Source organism: Bacillus sp. GbtcB10 (genome assembly GCF_019091365.1).
In the GTDB taxonomy this organism is placed as follows: domain Bacteria; phylum Bacillota; class Bacilli; order Bacillales; family Bacillaceae; genus Bacillus; species Bacillus altitudinis.
This window is the reverse complement of record NZ_JAGXJP010000002.1, coordinates 524,108-543,707: the sequence shown is the minus strand read 5'-3', so window position 1 is coordinate 543,707 and position 19,600 is coordinate 524,108. Positions and strand designations below refer to the sequence as shown.

Genomic DNA, 19,600 nt, shown 5'->3' with positions numbered 1-19,600 from the left:
ATTTTAGCATGTTTTCAGTGAAGTTTAAAACAGTATCCTATTCTGATAGGGAAACCTTTTGTGCTTTTGCTTCTTGCGGTTTTCGTTCGCTCCAATAAAAAACGCCCATGCTGAGTAACACGACAACGCCAGCAATGAGATATACATTTGAAAAATCTGTGAAGCTGACAAGCAGTCCGAAGACAAAGGATCCAGCGGCAATCCCCGTATCATACAAGGTAAAGAAAGTTGCTGTGGCGTAGCCTGTACGGTGTGCTGGTGAGTGCTGTATCGCAAGTGTTTGTAGACATGGCACCAAAGAGCCGTAGCCAAGGCCGATGACAGCGCCGGATAAAAGAAGCATGGTGGCTGTTTGTGTAGCGGTCAGCATCCATAAACCAATCGCAAAGAGAGCAATAGATGGATAGATCACAATATGAGGCCCGACTCGGTCAAACAGTCTGCCTGTAAATGGACGTGATCCAAGCATTGCAGCTGCAAAAACGATGAAGAAATAACTGCTTGCACCCATCAGGTGAAGTGAATTGGCATAGACTGAAATAAATGAAATGATCGGCGAGTAACAGAAGGAGATAATGATTCCAACTGCTGCCGTTTTTAAAGCACCTTTTTCAAACAGGTGAGAAAAAGTGAATCGAAAGATGACACTTCCGCCGTTTTCAGGCTCTGGCTGTCTAATCAGCATCGTGAAAGCTGCACCGATGGAGACTATTATCGAAAAGAGAAGAAATAAAGAATGGAATCCTACTTTTCCGACTTGATTCAGTGCGATAAACGGACCGATGACCACGGCAAGGTTCATCGACATCACAAAGTATCCAAGACCCTCTCCTCGTTTATGTTTCGGAATCATATCAGCTGCAATAGCACTTGCTACGGTTGTCAAAATGCTGAAGAAGATTCCTTGCACGAAACGCAATATGAGAAGTGTTTGGAATTGATCAATTGGAATGTATAAATAAGTGAGCAGGGCAAAAGCTGTTGAAGAAAAAATCGCCATGCGTTTCTTGCCGAATTTCTCAATAATGGCCCCTGAAAATGGTCTTGTCACAATTGCTGATAATAAGAAGACCGTCACAAGGAGGCCGCCCTGTGATTCTGTTCCATTTAATTCATCCATTGTGTAAATGGGGAGTAGTGTCAAAAGGGCATAAAAAGAGGTGAATGTAAATAAATTCACCAGGACAATCATGATAAAGTCTTTTGTCCAAATGCGTTCGTTCATGGTGTATGTCACTTCCTATTCAGTTGATAATTTGTGTAAAAGTGTATGGAGGAGTTGTTTTTCTTCGTAGGTAAAATCTGAAAGACATTCTTCTTCAAATTGTTCCATCGTCTGTTTGATTTTTTTAAACTTTGCTTTTGCATCGTCTGTCATGACGATGAGATTCTCACGTTTGTCTTTTCCTTGGACTCGTTTCACCCAGCCGTTTGCTTCTAGACGCGTCACGGTTCTTGTAATCGTCGGTGCTTCAACGTTCAAATAGGTCCAAATGTCTTTTTGCGTTTTAGGGCCGAATGTATCCAAACAAAAAAGTACAGTCCACTGGGACATGTACAAGTCATAAGCAGCAAGCGCTTCGTTCGCTTTTTTAGACAGCAGCCGCGCGCTTTGATGTATTTGATGTAAACACTCTCTGTTTAACGTATCCATAGGCTCACCTTTATTCATTATTTATCTAGGTAAATAAAATCACCTTTCCTATTTTACGTGTTACACCGATGCTTGTAAAGTGAAAATTTTCGGCACTCGAAATGATTTTTTGTTTTGTCTTTTCTGATAAATCCCTTGTCCCATCTTCATTTTTAGCATATTCCCTATGCAATGCTAATACACTGTTACAAACCTGACAAAGAGAGTGTTTGAGGTGAGGGATCGTGTTTGGCATTTGCTACCTAATGGATGAGAAATTAAGACGAACAAGCGCCGCTGAAAATGGATAATATTGATACGGATCTCATTTCACACTTCTCACATCCATTTTAGGGAGGTCGAGTGGTGTGCACGATTACATCAAAGAGCGAACAATCAAGATAGGAAAGTATATCGTGGAGACAAAGAAAACCGTTCGTGTAATTGCGAAAGAATTTGGAGTCTCTAAAAGTACTGTACACAAGGATCTAACAGAAAGACTGCCAGAAATTAATCCAGATCTGGCTAACGAAGTGAAGGAGATACTGGATTATCATAAATCAATCCGTCACCTGCGAGGGGGAGAAGCCACAAAGTTAAAGTATAAAAAAGAAGAAATTTTAGAAGGTGAGCCTGTAAAACAGTAAGCTTTAGTTCTTTGTTCATAAACATGATATATATATCTTCCTCTTATCGGTAGTTTCTAACCACAAATTTTGTAAAGACTTTTGTAAAGAAATATCTTTTTTTCTGCAAATTATGATAGAATATATAATTAGGGCAGAATGTGGTATTTGCTATGGAAACAGATTTTCAAGGAGGATATATATAGATGTTTGCTAGGGATATTGGAATTGATCTTGGTACTGCAAATGTACTGATTCATGTCAAAGGAAAAGGAATTGTGTTAAATGAACCATCTGTTGTCGCTCTTGATAAAAACAGCGGGAAAGTATTAGCTGTTGGAGAAGAAGCGAGACGTATGGTTGGACGTACGCCTGGGAATATTGTTGCGATTCGTCCATTAAAAGATGGCGTAATTGCTGATTTTGAAGTAACTGAAGCGATGCTCAAGCATTTTATTAACAAATTGAATGTGAAAGGGCTGTTCTCTAAGCCGCGTATGCTCATCTGCTGCCCGACAAACATTACATCTGTTGAGCAGAAGGCAATCAAAGAAGCTGCTGAAAAAAGCGGCGGGAAGCATGTATTTCTTGAAGAAGAGCCAAAAGTAGCAGCAATTGGTGCTGGTATGGATATTTTTCAGCCAAGTGGAAACATGGTCGTAGATATTGGAGGCGGAACGACAGATATCGCTGTCATCTCGATGGGTGACATTGTAACCGCCTCTTCTATTAAAATGGCTGGAGACAAATTTGACCTGGAAATTCTAAACTACATTAAAAAAGAGTACAAGCTGTTGATCGGTGAGCGAACTGCAGAGGACATTAAGATCCAAGTTGCAACGGTATTCCCAGACGCACGTCACGAAGAGATTTCGATTCGTGGACGAGACATGGTGACAGGATTACCAAGAACGATTACCGTCACAAGCAAAGAAGTAGAAGAAGCATTACGTGAATCTGTATCTGCCATTGTTCAGGCTGCGAAACAAGTTCTTGAAAGAACACCACCTGAATTATCAGCTGATATCATTGACCGCGGCGTCATCATTACTGGTGGCGGAGCGCTTCTAAACGGGCTTGATCAATTGCTTGCAGAAGAGCTGAAAGTACCAGTTTTCGTTGCAGAAAATCCAATGGATTGTGTAGCAGTTGGTACTGGCGTGATGCTTGATAATATGGACAAGCTGCCAAAGCGTAAACTCAGCTAATGATTTCCCTCATTCTTTTTAGAAAGAATGGGGGATTTTTATTAAAGAAGCCTGCCAATATGCCGATATATTTCATAGAAGATTGTGTACTGATGATTTTAGGTCATGTGAAAGAATTTGAATGAGGTGAGCACGTGTTAAAAGGACTATACACCGCAACATCTGCCATGATCGCTCAAGAGCGGCGGACAGAAATGCTTTCAAATAATATCGCAAATGCGAATACTCCAGGCTATAAAGCAGATGAAGGGGCCATGCGCGCATTTCCAGAAATGTTGCTAAGCCGAATGGAATCAGGACGTTTCCAAACATCTTCAGGCAAAGGCTTTAGTATCCCGCAGCAAACGGCGATCGGCGGAATTAATACGGGAACATACATGCAGGAATTGATTCCCCAATTTACACAAGGAACATTAAAAACAACGGATCAAACAACTGATATCGCATTAGTAGAAAATAATGTACCCATCAACCCGGAGACAAATCAAAAGTCAGCGCTTTTTTATGCTGTGAATACACCAGAAGGCGTTCGTTATACGAAAAGCAGTTCCATTACATTGAATGATCAAAATCAGCTGACGATCAATGGACGTGCCCTTCTTTCCGTGACGGGCCAGCCGATTACCGTTCAAAGTGAGAATTTCAAAGTGAACGCAGATGGAACCGTGAGTGAAAACGGACAAAACCTTGGACAAATTGATGTACGTGTTGCAATGGATACAAGAAACCTTGCGCGTGAAGGAAATGATTTATACCGTACAGCTGATAACCAGCCTCTTCCAAGTGCGGTCAATAACGGTCAAATGTCCTATACATTAAGCCAAGGTGTATCAGAGCTGTCGAACGTTGATGTGACGAAATCATATACAGAAATGACAACAGCCTACCGCGCATTTGAAACAAACCAAAAAGTGGTTCAGGCATATGATAAAAGTTTAGAAAAAGCAGTGAATGAAATCGGAAGAGTGTATTAATGAAGAAATGAAAGAGAGAGGAGGATTCTCATGCTTAGAACGATGATCAATGCAGCTGTGTCGATGAACGAGGTGCAAAAGCAGCTTGATATCATTAGTAATAACATCGCAAACAGTGAAACAACAGGGTATCGTGCGAAAAACACCCGTTTTTCAGAGCTGGTCAGACAACAGTTTAATCAGGTAGATGAAAAAAATGAGCAGGTGGCAAACAGTCGTCTGACACCTGCTGGTTTAAGGCTTGGAACTGGTACGATGGTTAATGCATCCATTAACTCATTGCAAGGGTCTATTAAAGAAACAGGCCGTGACCTTGATGTTGCATTTGGTGCGCCATCTCAGTATTTGCAGGTCAATGCTGGCGGTAACATCCGGTATACAAGAGATGGCTCTCTTTATTTACAGCCAGGAAATAATCGGAATCAAGTCCAGCTGGTGACAAGCGAAGGCCATCCGATTCTTGACGAAAACGGGAATGAGATTGTCTTAAATGCGAATTTCCGTGATATTTCTATCGATAAAAATGGCCGGCTTACAGCTATTTCTCGAGGCAATCAACCGAATCAGCAGGTGAATCTTGGGGTTGTTCAAGTGAATAATTCTTCAGCACTCATCTCTGAAGGAGAAAATTTGTTCTCAGTCGACGGCAACTATCAAGGCGCTTTAACGGCACTGAATGGGGCAAACCGTCAGGCCATTCAACTTCAGCAAGGTGCACTTGAAACGTCGAATGTGGACATGTCTAAAGAATTAACAGACCTCATGACAACACAGCGTTCGTATCAGATGAACTCAAGAACCATTACGATGGGCGATCAGATGCTAGGACTCATTAATACCATTCGATAATGAGCAGGCGGATGTCAGCCTCTCATGATAAAAAAGGCGGCTCGCTCAAAGTCGCCCTTTTTTTTATAAAAATCTGAGACATCTGCAAGCAGATCTTCAAGATCAATCCAGGCTTCTTTTCGTTCAAGACATGTGACGAGTGTAGCAATCTGTTCATCTGCCTTGGGCGTTTGGCTGTAGAGAAGGAATAAAATTTGGAACTTGATTCTTAATAGATCAAATTGGGCATCAACGGCTTCTTTTAGCCCTTTTTGAATATACTTCATTCCTTCATCAGTTAAATTCTCTTTAAAGCAGGAACGCACAGTTTCATAGAGACACGATACATAGGAGTGGGCAGATTTCCGGTATGCTGGGAGCCGAAGCGCTTTTTTAAAGTATTCTAGTGCTTCCTTATGACGATTCTGTCTCGACTTGATAAAACCAGCGTCATAATACACGATACCAAGCAGTTCTTGGTCATCAATCATTTTCACGTATTCGATAATTTCAATAAAAATAGCTTCTGCTTCTTCATATTTTTTTTGATCACTAAAGTTAAGTGCGAGCACAATTTTGCACCGATAAATGCTGTGGATATCCCCGTGCTTTGCAAAGATATCCATGGCTTTTTCAACATGTCGAATGGATAACAGTGAATAACGGTTGTTATAATAAACACCACTTGTACGGAAATGAAACTCCGCTTCCTCAAGCTCATCGTCTAGCAGGGGAAGTTTTTCTTCTGCTTTTTCAAGATAATGAATGGCATCATTTTGATCGCTCTTTAAAGATTCGTATAAACCGAGAAAAAAGTAAAAATAATATTGTAGTTGATCGTTCATTTGATCATTGTGGAGCATGAGTTCATGCTTCAGTTTTTCTAAGTCTTCTGTTTGGTTCATCCAGAGCTGGTGCCGAAAAAGTATAAGCTGATAATGTAAATGAAGCTCCTGTTTCTTTGATAATCTACGTTTATATTTGGTTAAGGACGTTTTGATCTCTTCAGCCTTCGAAAAATGTCGATGTTTTAGCATTGTATACCACGAATGGAGAAGTTTTTTAATGGATTTATCGCTTATAAAATTCATTTTTACCCTCTTATTCAATCAATGATGTAATATATATTACCATATTTGTGAAAAAACGATGAGTGTAGAGTGGATTATATTTCATGACAATAGGTAATGATAGATTCTATTTTTTACCATAAATGTTGGCTGAACGTTGAAAAATGATTGCATTCATAATATACTTCAATAGGAATCAAATGAAGATCAGCGATATAGAAAAGAAGGAGAGATCAAGATATGCTTGATGCTCAGCAAATTCAAGACATTATTCCACACCGTTATCCATTTTTATTGGTTGACCGTATTCTAGAAGTTGATGGTGAGAAAAGAGCGGTTGGAATCAAAAATGTCACAGTAAATGAAGAATTTTTTAATGGCCATTTCCCAGGATACCCCGTCATGCCGGGTGTGCTTATTGTAGAAGCGCTTGCTCAAGTTTTTGGGGTCATCATGTTAGGTAAAGAAGAGAACAAAGGGAAAATTGGTTTGTTTGCAGGGATTGACAGCTGCCGATTCAAAAGACAGGTCAAGCCAGGCGATCAGCTACGTTTAGAGGTTGAAGTCACACGTCTTCGCGGTCCAGTTGCCAAAGGAAAAGCAGTTGCAACAGTAGATGGCGAAGTGGCATGTGAAGCAGAACTGACATTTTCTATCGGTCCGAAAGTATCGTAATGTGTCTGACGGTTCATCTTGTATGAACCGTTTTTTATATGGAAACATTCAGCCAAAGCGGATGAGGACTTGCTTTTTTGACAAAAAAACGTCATATTAGACAAAAAAGATGAAGGTGATAAACAATGCTGAAAGAATTTAGAGAGTTTGCCGTCAAGGGGAATGTGATTGACCTTGCTGTCGGTGTCATCATCGGGGGAGCATTTGGCAAAATTGTCACTTCTCTTGTGAATGATTTAATTATGCCGCTTGTTGGTATTATTGTTGGGGGGCATGATTTTAGTGGATTGTCTATTAAAATCGGTTCTGCTCAAATTTTGTATGGAAGTTTCATTCAAACAGTGGTCGATTTCTTGATTATCTCCTTTTCCATTTTTATCTTTATTCGTTATTTAAATAAATTAAAACGGAAAAAGGTAGAGGAAGAGGAAGTGGTTGAAACGCCAGATCAAACGGAAGTGTTGTTAACCGAGATTAGAGATTTATTGAAAAATCAAAGCCAATCGAAAGATGTGCAATAGAAAAAGAGCGGCTCATCCCGCTCTCAGCGTGTAGACAAACCCTCGCATTCTTTGTCAGGGCTGTGCTCCGGTGCTCGCCCTTCCTAGACTTCAAAGGTTTTCTATCACGCTGAAAAGGAAGACAAAGGGCTAAAATAAAGTTCATTTTAGCCCTTTGTCAACCATCTAAGAGCGGCTCATCCCGCTCTTTTTTATGTGTTCTGTTTAAAAGCATCCAGCAGTTTTTCTCCTGATAGCCCCTCTTTGACGAGGTCTTTTAATACTTCTTCGGTTTCTGTTCTGTAACGATTTGTGATCATTTTACCATCGAGTAATACAGATATGTTTTCTTCTAAGGCAACGATGTTTTTGACTTGGACCGATAGATGAACAGGGCGGTTGTTTTCTTTTGTAATCGTCACGAGAATCTTTACTTCTGTATGCTGCTGGAAGAGCACCTCAAACACTTGTCTATGCTTCTTTGGAATCAGTGCCTCGATCATCCAGTGGTTTTCGCCATCTTCTTTATTAATGATTAAGCCGTCACGAAGGGGAATGCTGGACATTTTATCTTGCTTTGGATCAAGTTCGATTTTTAAATCAATCAGCCTAAAGGTTTTCATATTTATCACCTCACAAGCGTTCATTATTCGTAAGTATCATTATAGCATACAACATCTGTATAAATGAAACCGCTGCCTACTGAGAACTAGCTGCATATAAGTGAAAGGAGATGTTTTATGGAGTCCTATCAACTTCGAAACATACATATTGGTGAGGAAAAGGAAAGCAATGTGAGGGTCTATACATGGGGAGATATTCTCTCATTTTGTGATGTGTATATGGAAGAAGGGGAGTCCCTCACTTTTCAATACGTGACAGACGATCAAATGGACTGTTTTGAATTTCAATTGTCAATTCATGATGGAAGGCTTTGTTTTTATTGGTTTGCGTGGGACGGGTCTGACTATATTCACATGCCTTCTAGTAATTGGATTCATTCAGATGTTTTTTATCAATTTATGAAAAATAAGTATTTCGTCAAACAAAATAAGATGATGTTTTATACGCAAGCGGTAAAAAGTAAAAATGATTGAGGAAATAAAGAATTTGAAGAACGATTTTGTCATTTTCGTTTTTTGTCTCTTGTGCCATTTCTCAGTAGACTAGGGTTAGCTGAAAGGAAAGGAGGCAAAAGGCAAAGGTCTATCATCTCGCGGCCCCCCTCTAGCTATAGCTGATAGACTTTGTCTTGTACACATATTCACTGCGTAATAGTAGAACCAAGGTTTCTTTGTATCAGTCATGTGTCCCCTGTGAATCCCCTTATGCGTATCCGGTCATGTAGCGTGACCGGGTACTCTTATATTCATTGATAAGCCGATCATCCCTTGCAAATAGTGGATACTCATTTCATAATGATGATGGATTTGATAAACGGAAGGTCAACTGAAAATGCAGGCAAAAAAGGAGAGACCGATGACAAACATTCAATTAATCGCAACGGATTTAGACGGAACTTTATTGAACAGTGAGCACAAAGTGAGTCAGGAAAACGAGCAGGCGTTAAAGGAAGCAGCGGCGAGTGGGATTGAGGTTGTCGTTTCAACAGGAAGAGCGTATTTTGATGTGAAATCTATTTTTGATCAGCTTGGGATGAATACGTGGGTCATCAGTGCAAATGGAGCTGTGATTCATGATCCCAAAGGTCAGGTATATCATTCGGCTGTTCTAGAAGAAGAAAAAGCAAAACACATCTTATCATGGCTTGAGGAGCGTGATTATTACTATGAAGTGTTTACGAATGAAGCCATTTACACACCAAACCGCGGCAGGGAGCTTCTGGCGATAGAAATGGACCGCTTAAAGAGTGCAAATCCAGAAACGGATCAGCGTGTTCTTGAGCAAGCGGCTGAAGTTCAATACAGCCAGTCAGGTTTTGCTTATATTGATACATATCAAGAATTGTTTCGTGAGGATCAGAATCTTTCGTTTTATAACATCTTAGGTTTCTCATTTTTTCAAGACAGATTGAAAGCCGGATGGAATGCGTTTGGACATGATTCTGAATTAACATTGGTTAGTTCGGCTGATCATAACTTTGAAATTGGTGCAAAGGAAGCGTCGAAAGGGCAGGCGTTAACCAGGCTGGCAGAAAAGCTCGGTATTCCATTAAGCCAAACAGCGGCTGTAGGAGACAGTTTAAATGATGAATCGATGATTCGGGCAGCTGGGGTTGGAATTGCAATGGGGAATGCGAGAAAGGATATAAAAGAATTAGCTGATCACGTCACGTTAACAAATGATGAACATGGTGTGGCACATATGATTCAACATCTTTTGAAATAATTGAATCGTATGGATTTGTATAAATGACATAGGATGAAGCGCATTCTACAAAAGAGGAATTCAGAACTACTTCTATTTACACCCGCTATGGAACATCATATAATTTAATTATGAATATAACCCGCTTGTAAGGAAGTTAAGGAGAGTAAACGAATGGCGCTGGAATCTTATAAGTCCGACAATCTGCATTTAATCAAGGAAGCCTTAGACTATACTCAGGTTGGCCTGACGGTGACGGACCCGTCTTTACCTGATAATCCTTTAATATATGTGAATAAGGGCTTTTTAGATATGACAGGCTATCAAGAAACCGAAGTATTGGGGAAGAATTGTCGTTTCCTTCAAGGAGATGAAACTGAGCAAATCGCTCTCAAACAAATTAGAACAGCCATTGAGAACAAAGAGGCTGTCACTGTTCAGCTGAAAAATTATAAAAAATCCGGTCAAATGTTTTGGAACGAGTTAAGTGTGGCGCCTCTATGGATTGATGAAAATGAAGGGAAACGTCTTTATTTCGTTGGTCTGCAAAAGGATGTTACGAAAGAGAAGGAACAGCAAGAGCTTCTTGAGCAATCCATTGATGAAGTATTGAATATTTCTGTCCCGATTGTTCCGGTGAAGGATGGTATTTCTGTCCTGCCGATCATAGGTACGTTAACAGCGCCAAGATTTGATAAAATCATCTCAACAGTCTCCACTTATATCTCTCAATCCAAAGACGATTACTTTATTGTGGATCTGTCTGGTTTATTAGAGGTGGATTCATTTGTGGCGGATGCGATCTTTAAGCTGAACGATTTGATTTTAATGACTGGCACAGAACTGATCGTGACAGGTATTAAACCAAATCTTGCAATGAAAATGGGAGAAATGAGAGAGGACTTCCGCGAGTTGAATACGTATATGAATGTGAAATCTGCATTGAAAAAGCTGCAAATTTAAGCATTCCTTTAGATGAGATTAAAAAAAGAGGACTTTTCATCACGCCCTGAGAAAAGTCCTCTTTTTGCTGTCATTACGATGATTGAGCGGCTGCACTTAACGTGAATAAATCTTCTAGTTCGTTCGTTGACAGCTCTGTAATCCAGCTTTCACTTTGGATAATTTGATCATTTAACGTTTGTTTTGTTTCGAGCATTTGATCAATTTTTTCCTCTATCGTGCCGGTTGTGATCATCTTATGGACGTGAACAAACCGCTTTTGCCCGATGCGGTAAGCACGGTCTGTTGCTTGGTTTTCTACAGCAGGATTCCACCATCTATCGTAGTGAATGACATGATTGGCGGCGGTTAAGTTTAGTCCGGTTCCTCCTGCTTTTAAAGAAAGAATTAAGATGTTGAACTCTTTTTTCTGGAAGCGTTCCACCATTTTGTCCCGATCATGTTTTGATAAGCTCCCATTTAAAAATTGAACTGGTTCTCCAAACATCTTTTCGGCGAGCTGTTTGATCATGTTGCCCATTTCAATATACTGCGTAAAAATGAGACAGCTTTCTCCTTGTTCGTGTATGGCTTTTAACAGTTCTGCTAATTTATCCATTTTTAATGAACGTTTCAACAATTTCACATCTGTTCCGCTCTCTTTTAAATAAAGAGCAGGGTGATCGCAAATTTGTTTGAGTCTGCCAAGCATACTTAAAATGATGGCTTTCCGCTGCATCCCTGTTAATGAGGCCATATGTTCGAATGTATCTTTGACCAGCTGTTCATATAAAGATGCCTGCTCTGCAGATAACGGGATGAATTCTTTTTCTTCTAGTTTCTCTGGCAGATTGAGTGCGACTTCTTCATCTTGTTTTGTTCGTCTTAATAAGAATGGCTTGATCAGCTGCTGTAGCTGTTGGATTCTTTTTTCTTCACGGTCTTTTTCAATCGGAAGGACGAACTTTTTATGAAAACTGGTCAGGCTGCCGAGATATCCTTTGTTCACGAAGTCGAAAATAGACCAAAGCTCTGTCAAGCGGTTCTCCATCGGTGTCCCGCTGAGGGCAATGTGGTGCTGTCCTTTTAATTGCCTAATGGCTCTCGATTGTTTCGTATGGGCATTTTTAATGTTCTGGGCTTCGTCTAAGCAAATGGTATTCCATTTGGCTGCTGTTAATTCATCACGGTCAGAATGTGAGAGACCATACGAAGTGAGGACGATATCTGTTGATTCGTACGCTTTTGTAAAGTTCTCACCTTGTGGACGTGATGGTCCATAATGCAGAGCGACATTCAAATGTGGTGCGAATGTTTCAAGCTCTCTTTGCCAGTTCCCTAATACGGAAGTCGGTGCAATGATGAGAGATGGAGCGGCGTCTTGTTGATGCTCCTTCAAATAGGTGAAATAAGCGATCATTTGAATCGTTTTTCCAAGTCCCATATCATCAGCTAAACAAGCCCCGAATCCATGAGACCTTAAGAACAGAAGCCAGTTGACACCGTGCTGCTGATACGGCCGCAGTTTGCCCTTAAAGGACTCACTCATCTCGTAGGATGGCAGTTCTTGTGTATCATTTAACTGATGCACAAGCCCTCGTAATTGAGACGAAAGTTCAAATTGAATATGGGCAAAGGCTGAACTGTCTAGCAGCTCAGGAATCGACTCAGAGGAGGCTTCTTGGTCTGCAAGTTCACGTGATAAAATATCCGACATATGAAGTCCTTCGTTCTCAGCGCGCTCCATCCATTTCTTCATTTGCTGGATAAAGGTCGGGTCGATTTTAATCCATTGTCCACGAATATTGACAAGACGACGTTTACTTTGAACAAGCTCGTTGAACTCATCTTCTGTCAGCTCAATCCCGTTTGTGGCAAAGCGCCAATTAAAGTCCATAAGGGCATCCATTCCAACGTGCGATTCGCCTCGTGGTGTGGAGGAAATCCGTGCTTTTAGCATCATGGTGCTTTCTTTGACGATTTGCCACCATGATGGAAGCAGGATCTCAATCCCCATGTTCACAAGTGTTTCACTCGCTTCAGATAGGAAGAGCCACGCTTCTTCTTCTGACATGAGGGTGGTACCAGATGTAAATGAGAGCCAAGGGACAATCTGACCGAACCGCTCTAGCTCTCTGGTGATTTTTTCTTGAAACGGACGCCATGATTTTTTTAAAGAACGGATGCCTTCAAAGAAATGCAGATCACTGTTTTTCTTATCACGCAAAAACAATTCAATTTTCCAATCATCCCCGTCGAAATCAGGCTCATTTAAACGCAAGCCGACAGTGAAAGGCGTCTCATCATCAATCCAGCCGATCGTTTCCAAGAAATCCTGTTCATCTAAAAAATGTCCTTGGAAGGAGGAAAGAGCAGGCGATTGTGCAGTCATTCGGTTCCATTTGTGCTGCAAGGCATCATCATATTGAATGTAATCCTGTACGGCAAAGGAGAACCAATCAGCTGTGTAGCCATCTAACAGGCCTTCTTTGTCTTTAAAGCGAAGCATGCCTTTTGTCCAAGCCTCGAAATCTGGGACAAAATCTTCATCCTCGATGAATTCGTAAATGGTTGAGGCTGTTTTCATAAGCGGCTCTGTTTCATCCGTTAACGTCACATGGCTGAAAGTATTGAATGAATTTTTCCCTAGCAATTCAACGGTCATCCAAGGACTTAACAGGAAGGCAGGTGTGCCAATAAAGCTCACATCTTCTAAGAATGTTCCGTAAAAAGATGATTCGTGCCATTGGAAAAGCTGCCTCTTCATTTCATTTAGCGGTACAGGCTGTCCGTCCTCTGCTTGCGCTGAAATGGTGAAAGAGAAATCTTCGGTTTGTTCTGCATGAATGACAATTTGTTTATGGCGTGTCATCAATTAATTTTCCTTTCTTCATTTCCTCTTGGAACGCACGCAGCCGTTTCGTTGAATCTTGCAGCTGCTGTACATATCTTTCCCACACCGCGTTTTTTTTCGTTTTATGATAAAGCGTACGCAGTTTTTTGAGCATTTTCACAGATTCCCGGTAAGCACTTCGATTCTTTTGATCGAGAAGCAGTGAGATTTCCCGGTGGTACGAAGGAATGAGTGCTTCAGGCTCTTCCTTTGCAATCTGTTTGATCAGTTCTTTCTCCAATTCACTGATGGAGAAACCAACGAGGCTGTGTATTTCAATCCATTCTGCATAGCGTTGTTGTGCATATAAGAGCTGACTATATTCAGTAAATGCATAAGGCATACAGATTTGGAGATAGCGTTCATACAAGAAATGATCTTTCGTCTGTTTAAAGTACGCATCTAAATAAAAGAAGAAATCGCTGACGGCTCCACGCAGTTCTCTATAAGATAGGTCAAGCTGGCAATATTCTTCTAATACATATGTGATCTCTTGATACCAAAGTTTGAGACGCTTCCAGTCCTTGCGGTTTGTGAGATCCTTTAGCCAATTGAGCACATTTGGCAGCATATCTGCATTGAGCAATTTTAATTGCTGAAAAAGTCTTTCGTCTTCTTTTAGCAAATAATCCATATGCATCAGCCCAATGGTGCGCTCAACCGTTTGCTCCTGCTGTTGGGCGCTCTTGAGTAATTCTGTTTCTTTTTTGACCCATTTCCCTCTATTTAATATAGTTCCCCACATTTCCATAAAGACCGCAACTCGTTCATGCTGGAAAGGTCCGCTGATTTGAAGAAGTGTCCGAACGGCAGTTGGTGTGTTTTCAAGAAACGGATCGAGGGAAAAGGAAAGGGCGTATGTCCTCAAATGATCCACTGAATCAAAAATGGTGTTCATGAGCTGTTCTACATATGGATTCATTGAATAAAAGTCTTTTTCGGCATCAAGGCGGCCGAGGTCGATTAGCTCATGGAGCCTTAACCACACATCGATGGACGTATGAATCGCATACAAACTCTTGAATTCAGGTGAAGTGGGTGCGTGTTTTTTCAGGATCGATAAATAGCCGTAATACAAATGTTGTGGTGTTTGCTGGTGCTTCGGTGTCCGTTTCAGCCAGAGGTGAAATTCCTCCTGGAAAAAATTCAGCCAGCTCTGAAGTGATTGTTCATCTGGGCGCTTCACTTGGAAGTGCTGGCGAATGAGTTCTTTGCTGCGCTGTAATTCATCCTTCTCTGACCAATTTTCTGTAAAGCCGGTCACACTCTCTACTTGAGCGTATAGCGAAAAGAAAACAGCGAGGATGTGTTTACATAGTCCATCAGCTGGACATGAACAGCTGCTTCTCACTGGAAACAGCACATGAAGGTGGACTCTTGCTGCCACGACATCATGTACATAAGCTGACCATTCGGTATCAGACTCTTGCTTGAGCCGATATACGCTGTCCTGTCTATAAGTAATCAATGCTTTTTTGATGAGTTGCTTGTTTTCATCTGTTGCAGGAAGAAGTTCTTTGATCTGTTCGGCTGTTTGTTTGATTTCTTCTTCGTTGATGTTGTGCTGAAGCATTTGATCCGCTCCTAACCAAGTAAAAGATTCCAATTCTTTTATTATAGCTCAATGGTGATTTATAAAAAAGTTTTTCATGAAAATGGTCATAAATTTCAAAAGCTGTCGAATGATGTATTAGAGTATTGCATAAACCAACCATACAGCATATAATAATGAAATTAGTGGAATCGAAAGGATACAGACATGGATAATAAGGGTTTAAATCAAGAAGAGTTTTTAAAGATTTTGATGTACGCTCATGATATTGGTGAAAATTCAAATGATGTCACAACAAAAGAAATGCTTGAAAATTTGATTGCTCATATTCGAAATGGCCTTGTTTCATAAAAGTAGCCCCCTGCTCTCTCAGCAGGGGGTTTTTGTATGCTTTTATGAATGGAACGAAAATCCCCGGCATACGATGACATTACAAGCATAAGGAGTATGGGGAGCTGATGTGACATGAAGGTTGCGATTGCAGGCTGTGGGTATGTAGGGCTTGTCACAGGTGTGTGTTTAGCAGAGGCGGGTCACGACGTGACATGTATGGATATTGACCGGCGGAAGGTCATGCAGCTGAAGCAAGGGAATCCTCCGATGTACGAGCCGGGATTAAAAGAACTGCTCAAACGGAATATGGAGCAAGGACGCATTCGTTTTCATATTGATGGAGCGTCAGCCTATTCGCAGGCTGACGTGTTAATGATTGCTGTCGGTACCCCGCAACAGGCAGACGGTCAAGCTGATTTGCAGTATGTCTTTCAAGCGGCAAAGGAGATGGGCTTACAAGCAAAGCCAGGCGCAGTGCTTGTCGTGAAAAGTACAGTGCCTGTCGGAACGGGCGATCAAATTGATCATTTGATTCATCACGTGTTAGGTCGTAAGGAGCCATTATCTATCGCATCGAATCCAGAATTTTTACGAGAAGGCTCTGCCATCTCAGATACGTTGCGAGCGGATCGGCTGGTGATTGGAGCCGAAACAAAGAACGGATTAGATCAGCTAGAGTCTATGTATGCGGATTTCCACATTCCATTCGTGAGAACAGATCGGAAAAGCGCAGAGATGATCAAATACGCATCAAATGCATTTCTTGCCACAAAAATCAGCTTCATGAATGAAATTGCTTCGATTTGTGGAAAAACAGGAGCTGATGTTGAGAGAGTTGCAGAAGGGATGGGACTCGATCAGCGGATTGGTACTTCGTTTCTTAGGGCAGGCATTGGTTACGGAGGTTCCTGTTTTCCGAAGGATACTAATGCCCTTGTCCAAATTGCAGGGCATGTGTCCCATGATTTTGAGCTATTGAAGGCTGTCATCAAAGTCAACAATGAGCAGCGAGCAAGTTTTATTCGAAGTGTGAAGGAGCGGATGGGAGAAAACTTGGAAGGGAAGAGAATGGCTCTCCTTGGCCTTTCCTTTAAGCCGAATACAGATGATATGAGAGAGGCGCCGTCAATCCCGATCGCTCATCAGCTCCATCAATTAGGAGCGGAGATCGTAGCCTATGATCCTGCTGCCGCTCGCAATGCAGCTCAAGAACTGCCTGATCAAGTCCTTTTTGCTCAAACGATTGAAGAGGCGATCAAGGATGCTGATGCGGTCTGTATATTAACTGAGTGGGCGGATATTCAGTCATTTCCACTTTCAGCTTATAAAGATTTCATGAGGCAGCCGATCATTTTTGATGGCCGGAATTGTCATACGCTTGAAGCGGCAGAAGTAGCTGGTGTCGAGTATCATTCTATTGGGCGCAGGCCTGTCTCTCCTATTTATATGTAATGAGAAAAACCGATAACTTCACGTGTTATCGGTTTTTGCGTTAATGCGGAAGAATGAATCCGCCATATAAAAATGCAGCCACAATCAGAAAGGCAGGGTGCAATTTGAATTTGGTCATAAAGAAAAATGAAATGGCGGCAATGGCAAGTGATTGCGTCCAGCCAATGGCTTTCACGGCATCTCCGCCAATTTCCCATGTTAATAAAAGCATCATCATCGCAATGACAGGCTGTACAGATAGAGTCATGCCTTTGACGACAGAAGATTGGCGAAAACGATCAATGAGTTTTAGCAATAAAATCAATCCAATAGCAGACGGTAGGACCGTCGCAAGCAGTGCAACGATAAAGCCTGGCCATCCCATGACATCATAGCCTACATAAGCCGCAATTTTCGTAGCGATTGGACCTGGAAGTGCGTTGGCTAATGCGAGCATATTGGAGAACCCTTCGTTTGTCATCCAATGAAAATGATTGACGATTTCTTCATAATTGAGTGGAATGGAGGCAGGTCCTCCACCATACCCTAACAGATTGGATAAGAAGAATGCCCAGAATAAAAAGAGAATCAGCATCACGAAGACACTCCTTTCTCTTTATTTGTTCGATTCCAGCGATCTTTCAGTCTAAAATGAAAGGCACCATAACATAAAAAGATGATGACAATGATGCCTGGATGAATCGAGAGTACTTGAAGACCGACAAATGCCAAAAGGAATAGGACGATTCCGAAGATCATGCCGAAGCCCTTCAACGCTTTTTGTCCAAATTCATATGCCATCATTCCTAACAGAACGGCAATTACTGGTGTCACAGCACCGATCATATTTTGAATGATGACTGAAGAGCTTAAGACGCTGACAAGTGTAACAAGTGCCACCATAGCGAGACATGTCGGTAAAATATGTGCAGCTGTTGCAACAATGGCGCCAGATACACCTTTTAATCGATAGCCGAGGTATGCCGACATTTTCGTAGCAATCGGTCCGGGTAATGCGTTGGCGATGGCGAGTGTTTCTCCAAATTCGTCATCATTGATCCATTTGTATTTGACGACCGCTTCATGGCGAATGAGCGGGATCACAGAAGGTCCTCCACCAAATCCCAGAATACCGGTTCGCACCATGGCGATCATGAGTTCAAGATATGATTGCAAGTGGTTCAACTCCTATCTACAATTTCATGCCCATTCGGCTTTTGTATCGTTTAATGAGCATTTGACAGTCCACACTGACGACGCCTTCAAGCGGGTACAGCTTCTTTGTCAGGAACGTCTCCATTTCCTGTTCATTTTGAAAAATGCCATGCATATGCAGCTTGCTTGGTCCTGTCATATGATAAAGGCTTGTGACGGCTGTTTCCTGCTCAAGCTGAAGGGCGACTGTTTCTAAACATTTCGGCTCAACCTCTACGTTAAAAAAGACAGAGACATGAATGCCGATCTTTGCTGGATTAATGACAGCGGTGAATCGTTCAATGACACCTGCTTCAATGAGTTGCTGAATACGGGCTTGTACAGCAACACGGGAAAGGCCGACTTGTTTCCCTAAATCTGTATAGGACATACGCCCGTCCTCGTGTAATAAGGAAAGAATTTGTTTATCCCTTTCATCTAATGTTAAGTTTGGAATGCGATATTCATGTGCCACCGTATAACCACCTTTCTTCTGTTGATATTCTATCATATTTTATTACGAATAGAATGTTTGATTTTTAATTTATTAACGAAATGAAATAATAAAAGAAGATAATATTTCTTTTTGTATAAAAAAACACCCCGGTATCACCGGGGTGTGTTCATTTTATTTTTCTGGGCTGCTTTCCGCACTGGCAATTTGCTGTGCAAGGTCAGCACGATCAATGTCTGCTTGGAAGAACTCCTGCGTATTTGGCAGGTGTAAATTCATGTGACGTTTTTGAGAAATTCGGATGGTCACTTGATCCACAGTGTAATCAAATACATGCCCGCCTACGCTTCGATCATCATCAATAAAGTGGAGGTGATATCCGCTTACCGCAATGCCATGTGCGTACTGTGGTGTACGGAAGCCTGCGATTGTCCCGCGAATATTTTCGAAATCGAAAATAGGCTGTGACTTGACTGCTTCCACCATCGGAACGTAAGGTTTTTCCTGTTTTTCAACCGTACGGGTTTGAACCTTTTTGAATGACCCATCGATGCGGATCGCATAAAAGACATTTTTGCTTGGTAAGATTCGGTCGATTTCTTCCTCTAGCTCTTTGGACGTCATCGGTGCATCAATTCGATGAACGATGTCCGTTTCAAAGAATGCTAGAGAGCAGAATGGTGAATAATCTTGATCGGTTACTGGTGTGGCTGTTCCATCAGAGCGCAGTCGATAAAAAGCGCCATCAAAGCCGATGAGTTCCCCATCTAATTGATTGAATGTGCCAATGCCAAAATCACCGTGCTCGGGAATATGTGATAGGGAGAAATCTCCATCGTATACGGCTTCCAGCAAGGAGGTCATGGTTGATACTTGATAGACCTCTTGCTTTTTGTCCTGCGGTATTGTGTTGTTTTGTTGATTCATTGGGTGCATCATACCCATATCCGCTCACTCCT

21 protein-coding genes are annotated in these 19,600 nt (G+C 41.5%); 11 read left to right on the top strand and 10 right to left on the bottom strand.

What is annotated here, in order from left to right:
• Positions 1–37 precede the first annotated feature (37 nt).
• Positions 38–1,225 carry an MFS transporter gene (locus KVT11_RS08100; RefSeq protein WP_017360020.1) on the bottom strand — a complete coding sequence of 396 codons (1,188 nt, stop codon included), beginning with the start codon at positions 1,223–1,225 and terminating at the stop codon, positions 38–40.
• 15 nt (positions 1,226–1,240) lie between these two features.
• Positions 1,241–1,654 (bottom strand): MarR family winged helix-turn-helix transcriptional regulator, encoded by a 414-nt coding sequence (locus tag KVT11_RS08095; protein WP_026050165.1) that lies wholly within the window; start codon positions 1,652–1,654, stop codon positions 1,241–1,243.
• Between the two features lie 347 nt (positions 1,655–2,001).
• On the opposite strand from KVT11_RS08095, the gene spoIIID reads away from it, so the two are divergent.
• The 4 genes from spoIIID (at position 2,002) to KVT11_RS08075 (ending at position 5,290) form a co-directional block, all read left to right on the top strand.
• Entirely contained in the window at positions 2,002–2,280 is a 279-nt protein-coding gene (gene spoIIID, locus KVT11_RS08090) for a sporulation transcriptional regulator SpoIIID (RefSeq protein WP_008343327.1), read from the top strand.
• 185 nt (positions 2,281–2,465) lie between these two features.
• Complete coding sequence (mbl, locus tag KVT11_RS08085) at positions 2,466–3,467, top strand: cell shape-determining protein Mbl (RefSeq protein WP_007497573.1); 1,002 nt, start codon at positions 2,466–2,468, stop codon at positions 3,465–3,467.
• Positions 3,468–3,601: 134 nt separating this feature from the next.
• The gene (locus KVT11_RS08080) at positions 3,602–4,441 is read left to right on the top strand and encodes a flagellar hook-basal body protein (protein WP_017360018.1); all 840 of its coding nucleotides are present in this window, start codon (positions 3,602–3,604) and stop codon (positions 4,439–4,441) included.
• Positions 4,442–4,471: 30 nt separating this feature from the next.
• Positions 4,472–5,290, top strand: a complete 819-nt coding sequence (locus KVT11_RS08075; protein WP_007497568.1) for a flagellar hook-basal body protein — start codon at positions 4,472–4,474, stop codon at positions 5,288–5,290.
• 14 nt (positions 5,291–5,304) lie between these two features.
• Here KVT11_RS08075 and KVT11_RS08070 read toward each other — a convergent pair whose 3' ends face one another.
• Positions 5,305–6,360, bottom strand: a complete 1,056-nt coding sequence (locus tag KVT11_RS08070) for a tetratricopeptide repeat protein (protein WP_060781508.1) — start codon at positions 6,358–6,360, stop codon at positions 5,305–5,307.
• A gap of 219 nt (positions 6,361–6,579) precedes the next feature.
• On the opposite strand from KVT11_RS08070, the gene fabZ reads away from it, so the two are divergent.
• Positions 6,580–7,014, top strand: a complete 435-nt coding sequence (fabZ, locus tag KVT11_RS08065) for a 3-hydroxyacyl-ACP dehydratase FabZ (protein ID WP_007497564.1) — start codon at positions 6,580–6,582, stop codon at positions 7,012–7,014.
• Between the two features lie 125 nt (positions 7,015–7,139).
• Positions 7,140–7,535, top strand: coding sequence for a large conductance mechanosensitive channel protein MscL (mscL, locus tag KVT11_RS08060; protein ID WP_007497563.1), 396 nt, complete (start codon positions 7,140–7,142; stop codon positions 7,533–7,535).
• Between the two features lie 191 nt (positions 7,536–7,726).
• Here mscL and KVT11_RS08055 read toward each other — a convergent pair whose 3' ends face one another.
• Entirely contained in the window at positions 7,727–8,137 is a 411-nt protein-coding gene (locus tag KVT11_RS08055; RefSeq protein ID WP_003215215.1) for a YwpF-like family protein, read from the bottom strand.
• Positions 8,138–8,254: 117 nt separating this feature from the next.
• Between KVT11_RS08055 and KVT11_RS08050 the strand changes: the two genes are divergently transcribed.
• From KVT11_RS08050 to ytvA, 3 genes are all read left to right on the top strand, one after another.
• Complete coding sequence (locus KVT11_RS08050) at positions 8,255–8,611, top strand: hypothetical protein (protein WP_008343305.1); 357 nt, start codon at positions 8,255–8,257, stop codon at positions 8,609–8,611.
• Positions 8,612–9,002: 391 nt separating this feature from the next.
• A complete protein-coding gene (locus KVT11_RS08045; protein WP_210552478.1) occupies positions 9,003–9,863 on the top strand; it encodes a Cof-type HAD-IIB family hydrolase in 861 nt (286 codons plus the stop codon).
• Between the two features lie 153 nt (positions 9,864–10,016).
• Positions 10,017–10,805, top strand: coding sequence for a YtvA family blue-light photoreceptor (ytvA, locus tag KVT11_RS08040; protein ID WP_019743575.1), 789 nt, complete (start codon positions 10,017–10,019; stop codon positions 10,803–10,805).
• A gap of 73 nt (positions 10,806–10,878) precedes the next feature.
• Here ytvA and KVT11_RS08035 read toward each other — a convergent pair whose 3' ends face one another.
• The gene (locus KVT11_RS08035) at positions 10,879–13,656 is read right to left on the bottom strand and encodes a DEAD/DEAH box helicase (protein WP_017368189.1); all 2,778 of its coding nucleotides are present in this window, start codon (positions 13,654–13,656) and stop codon (positions 10,879–10,881) included.
• The gene (locus KVT11_RS08030; protein ID WP_017368188.1) at positions 13,643–15,250 is read right to left on the bottom strand and encodes an SWIM zinc finger family protein; all 1,608 of its coding nucleotides are present in this window, start codon (positions 15,248–15,250) and stop codon (positions 13,643–13,645) included. Before KVT11_RS08030 ends, KVT11_RS08035 begins: the two co-directional genes overlap by 14 nt.
• Positions 15,251–15,436: 186 nt before the next feature.
• Between KVT11_RS08030 and KVT11_RS08025 the strand changes: the two genes are divergently transcribed.
• Both KVT11_RS08025 and KVT11_RS08020 read left to right on the top strand, forming a co-directional pair.
• Complete coding sequence (locus KVT11_RS08025) at positions 15,437–15,580, top strand: YwzD family small protein (protein WP_003214884.1); 144 nt, start codon at positions 15,437–15,439, stop codon at positions 15,578–15,580.
• A gap of 114 nt (positions 15,581–15,694) precedes the next feature.
• Complete coding sequence (locus KVT11_RS08020) at positions 15,695–17,014, top strand: UDP-glucose dehydrogenase family protein (protein ID WP_210552230.1); 1,320 nt, start codon at positions 15,695–15,697, stop codon at positions 17,012–17,014.
• Positions 17,015–17,054: 40 nt separating this feature from the next.
• Here KVT11_RS08020 and chrA read toward each other — a convergent pair whose 3' ends face one another.
• The 4 genes from chrA to budA form a co-directional block, all read right to left on the bottom strand.
• Positions 17,055–17,588, bottom strand: a complete 534-nt coding sequence (gene chrA / locus KVT11_RS08015) for a chromate efflux transporter ChrA (protein ID WP_007497548.1) — start codon at positions 17,586–17,588, stop codon at positions 17,055–17,057.
• Complete coding sequence (gene chrB / locus KVT11_RS08010) at positions 17,588–18,148, bottom strand: chromate efflux transporter ChrB (RefSeq protein WP_210552477.1); 561 nt, start codon at positions 18,146–18,148, stop codon at positions 17,588–17,590. Before chrB ends, chrA begins: the two co-directional genes overlap by 1 nt.
• 37 nt (positions 18,149–18,185) lie before the next feature.
• Positions 18,186–18,662, bottom strand: coding sequence for a chromate efflux transcriptional regulator ChrS (chrS, locus tag KVT11_RS08005; protein ID WP_017360010.1), 477 nt, complete (start codon positions 18,660–18,662; stop codon positions 18,186–18,188).
• Positions 18,663–18,815: 153 nt separating this feature from the next.
• The gene (budA, locus tag KVT11_RS08000) at positions 18,816–19,577 is read right to left on the bottom strand and encodes an acetolactate decarboxylase (RefSeq protein WP_370529243.1); all 762 of its coding nucleotides are present in this window, start codon (positions 19,575–19,577) and stop codon (positions 18,816–18,818) included.
• Between the last annotated feature and the right edge of the window lie 23 nt (positions 19,578–19,600).

Bases quoted from the DNA above. Each gene is read 5' to 3' on its own strand.
- KVT11_RS08100 (WP_017360020.1), bottom strand. From the start codon at position 1,225: ATGAACGAACGCATTTGGACAAAAGACTTTATCATGATTGTCCTGGTG.
- KVT11_RS08095 (WP_026050165.1), bottom strand. From the start codon at position 1,654: ATGGATACGTTAAACAGAGAGTGTTTACATCAAATACATCAAAGCGCG.
- mbl (WP_007497573.1), top strand. From the start codon at position 2,466: ATGTTTGCTAGGGATATTGGAATTGATCTTGGTACTGCAAATGTACTG.
- KVT11_RS08075 (WP_007497568.1), top strand. From the start codon at position 4,472: ATGCTTAGAACGATGATCAATGCAGCTGTGTCGATGAACGAGGTGCAA.
- KVT11_RS08070 (WP_060781508.1), bottom strand. From the start codon at position 6,360: ATGAATTTTATAAGCGATAAATCCATTAAAAAACTTCTCCATTCGTGG.
- fabZ (WP_007497564.1), top strand. From the start codon at position 6,580: ATGCTTGATGCTCAGCAAATTCAAGACATTATTCCACACCGTTATCCA.
- mscL (WP_007497563.1), top strand. From the start codon at position 7,140: ATGCTGAAAGAATTTAGAGAGTTTGCCGTCAAGGGGAATGTGATTGAC.
- KVT11_RS08055 (WP_003215215.1), bottom strand. From the start codon at position 8,137: ATGAAAACCTTTAGGCTGATTGATTTAAAAATCGAACTTGATCCAAAG.
- KVT11_RS08050 (WP_008343305.1), top strand. From the start codon at position 8,255: ATGGAGTCCTATCAACTTCGAAACATACATATTGGTGAGGAAAAGGAA.
- ytvA (WP_019743575.1), top strand. From the start codon at position 10,017: ATGGCGCTGGAATCTTATAAGTCCGACAATCTGCATTTAATCAAGGAA.
- KVT11_RS08035 (WP_017368189.1), bottom strand. From the start codon at position 13,656: ATGACACGCCATAAACAAATTGTCATTCATGCAGAACAAACCGAAGAT.
- KVT11_RS08030 (WP_017368188.1), bottom strand. From the start codon at position 15,250: ATGCTTCAGCACAACATCAACGAAGAAGAAATCAAACAAACAGCCGAA.
- KVT11_RS08025 (WP_003214884.1), top strand. From the start codon at position 15,437: ATGGATAATAAGGGTTTAAATCAAGAAGAGTTTTTAAAGATTTTGATG.
- KVT11_RS08020 (WP_210552230.1), top strand. From the start codon at position 15,695: ATGAAGGTTGCGATTGCAGGCTGTGGGTATGTAGGGCTTGTCACAGGT.
- chrA (WP_007497548.1), bottom strand. From the start codon at position 17,588: ATGCTGATTCTCTTTTTATTCTGGGCATTCTTCTTATCCAATCTGTTA.
- chrB (WP_210552477.1), bottom strand. From the start codon at position 18,148: ATGATCGCCATGGTGCGAACCGGTATTCTGGGATTTGGTGGAGGACCT.
- budA (WP_370529243.1), bottom strand. From the start codon at position 19,577: ATGCACCCAATGAATCAACAAAACAACACAATACCGCAGGACAAAAAG.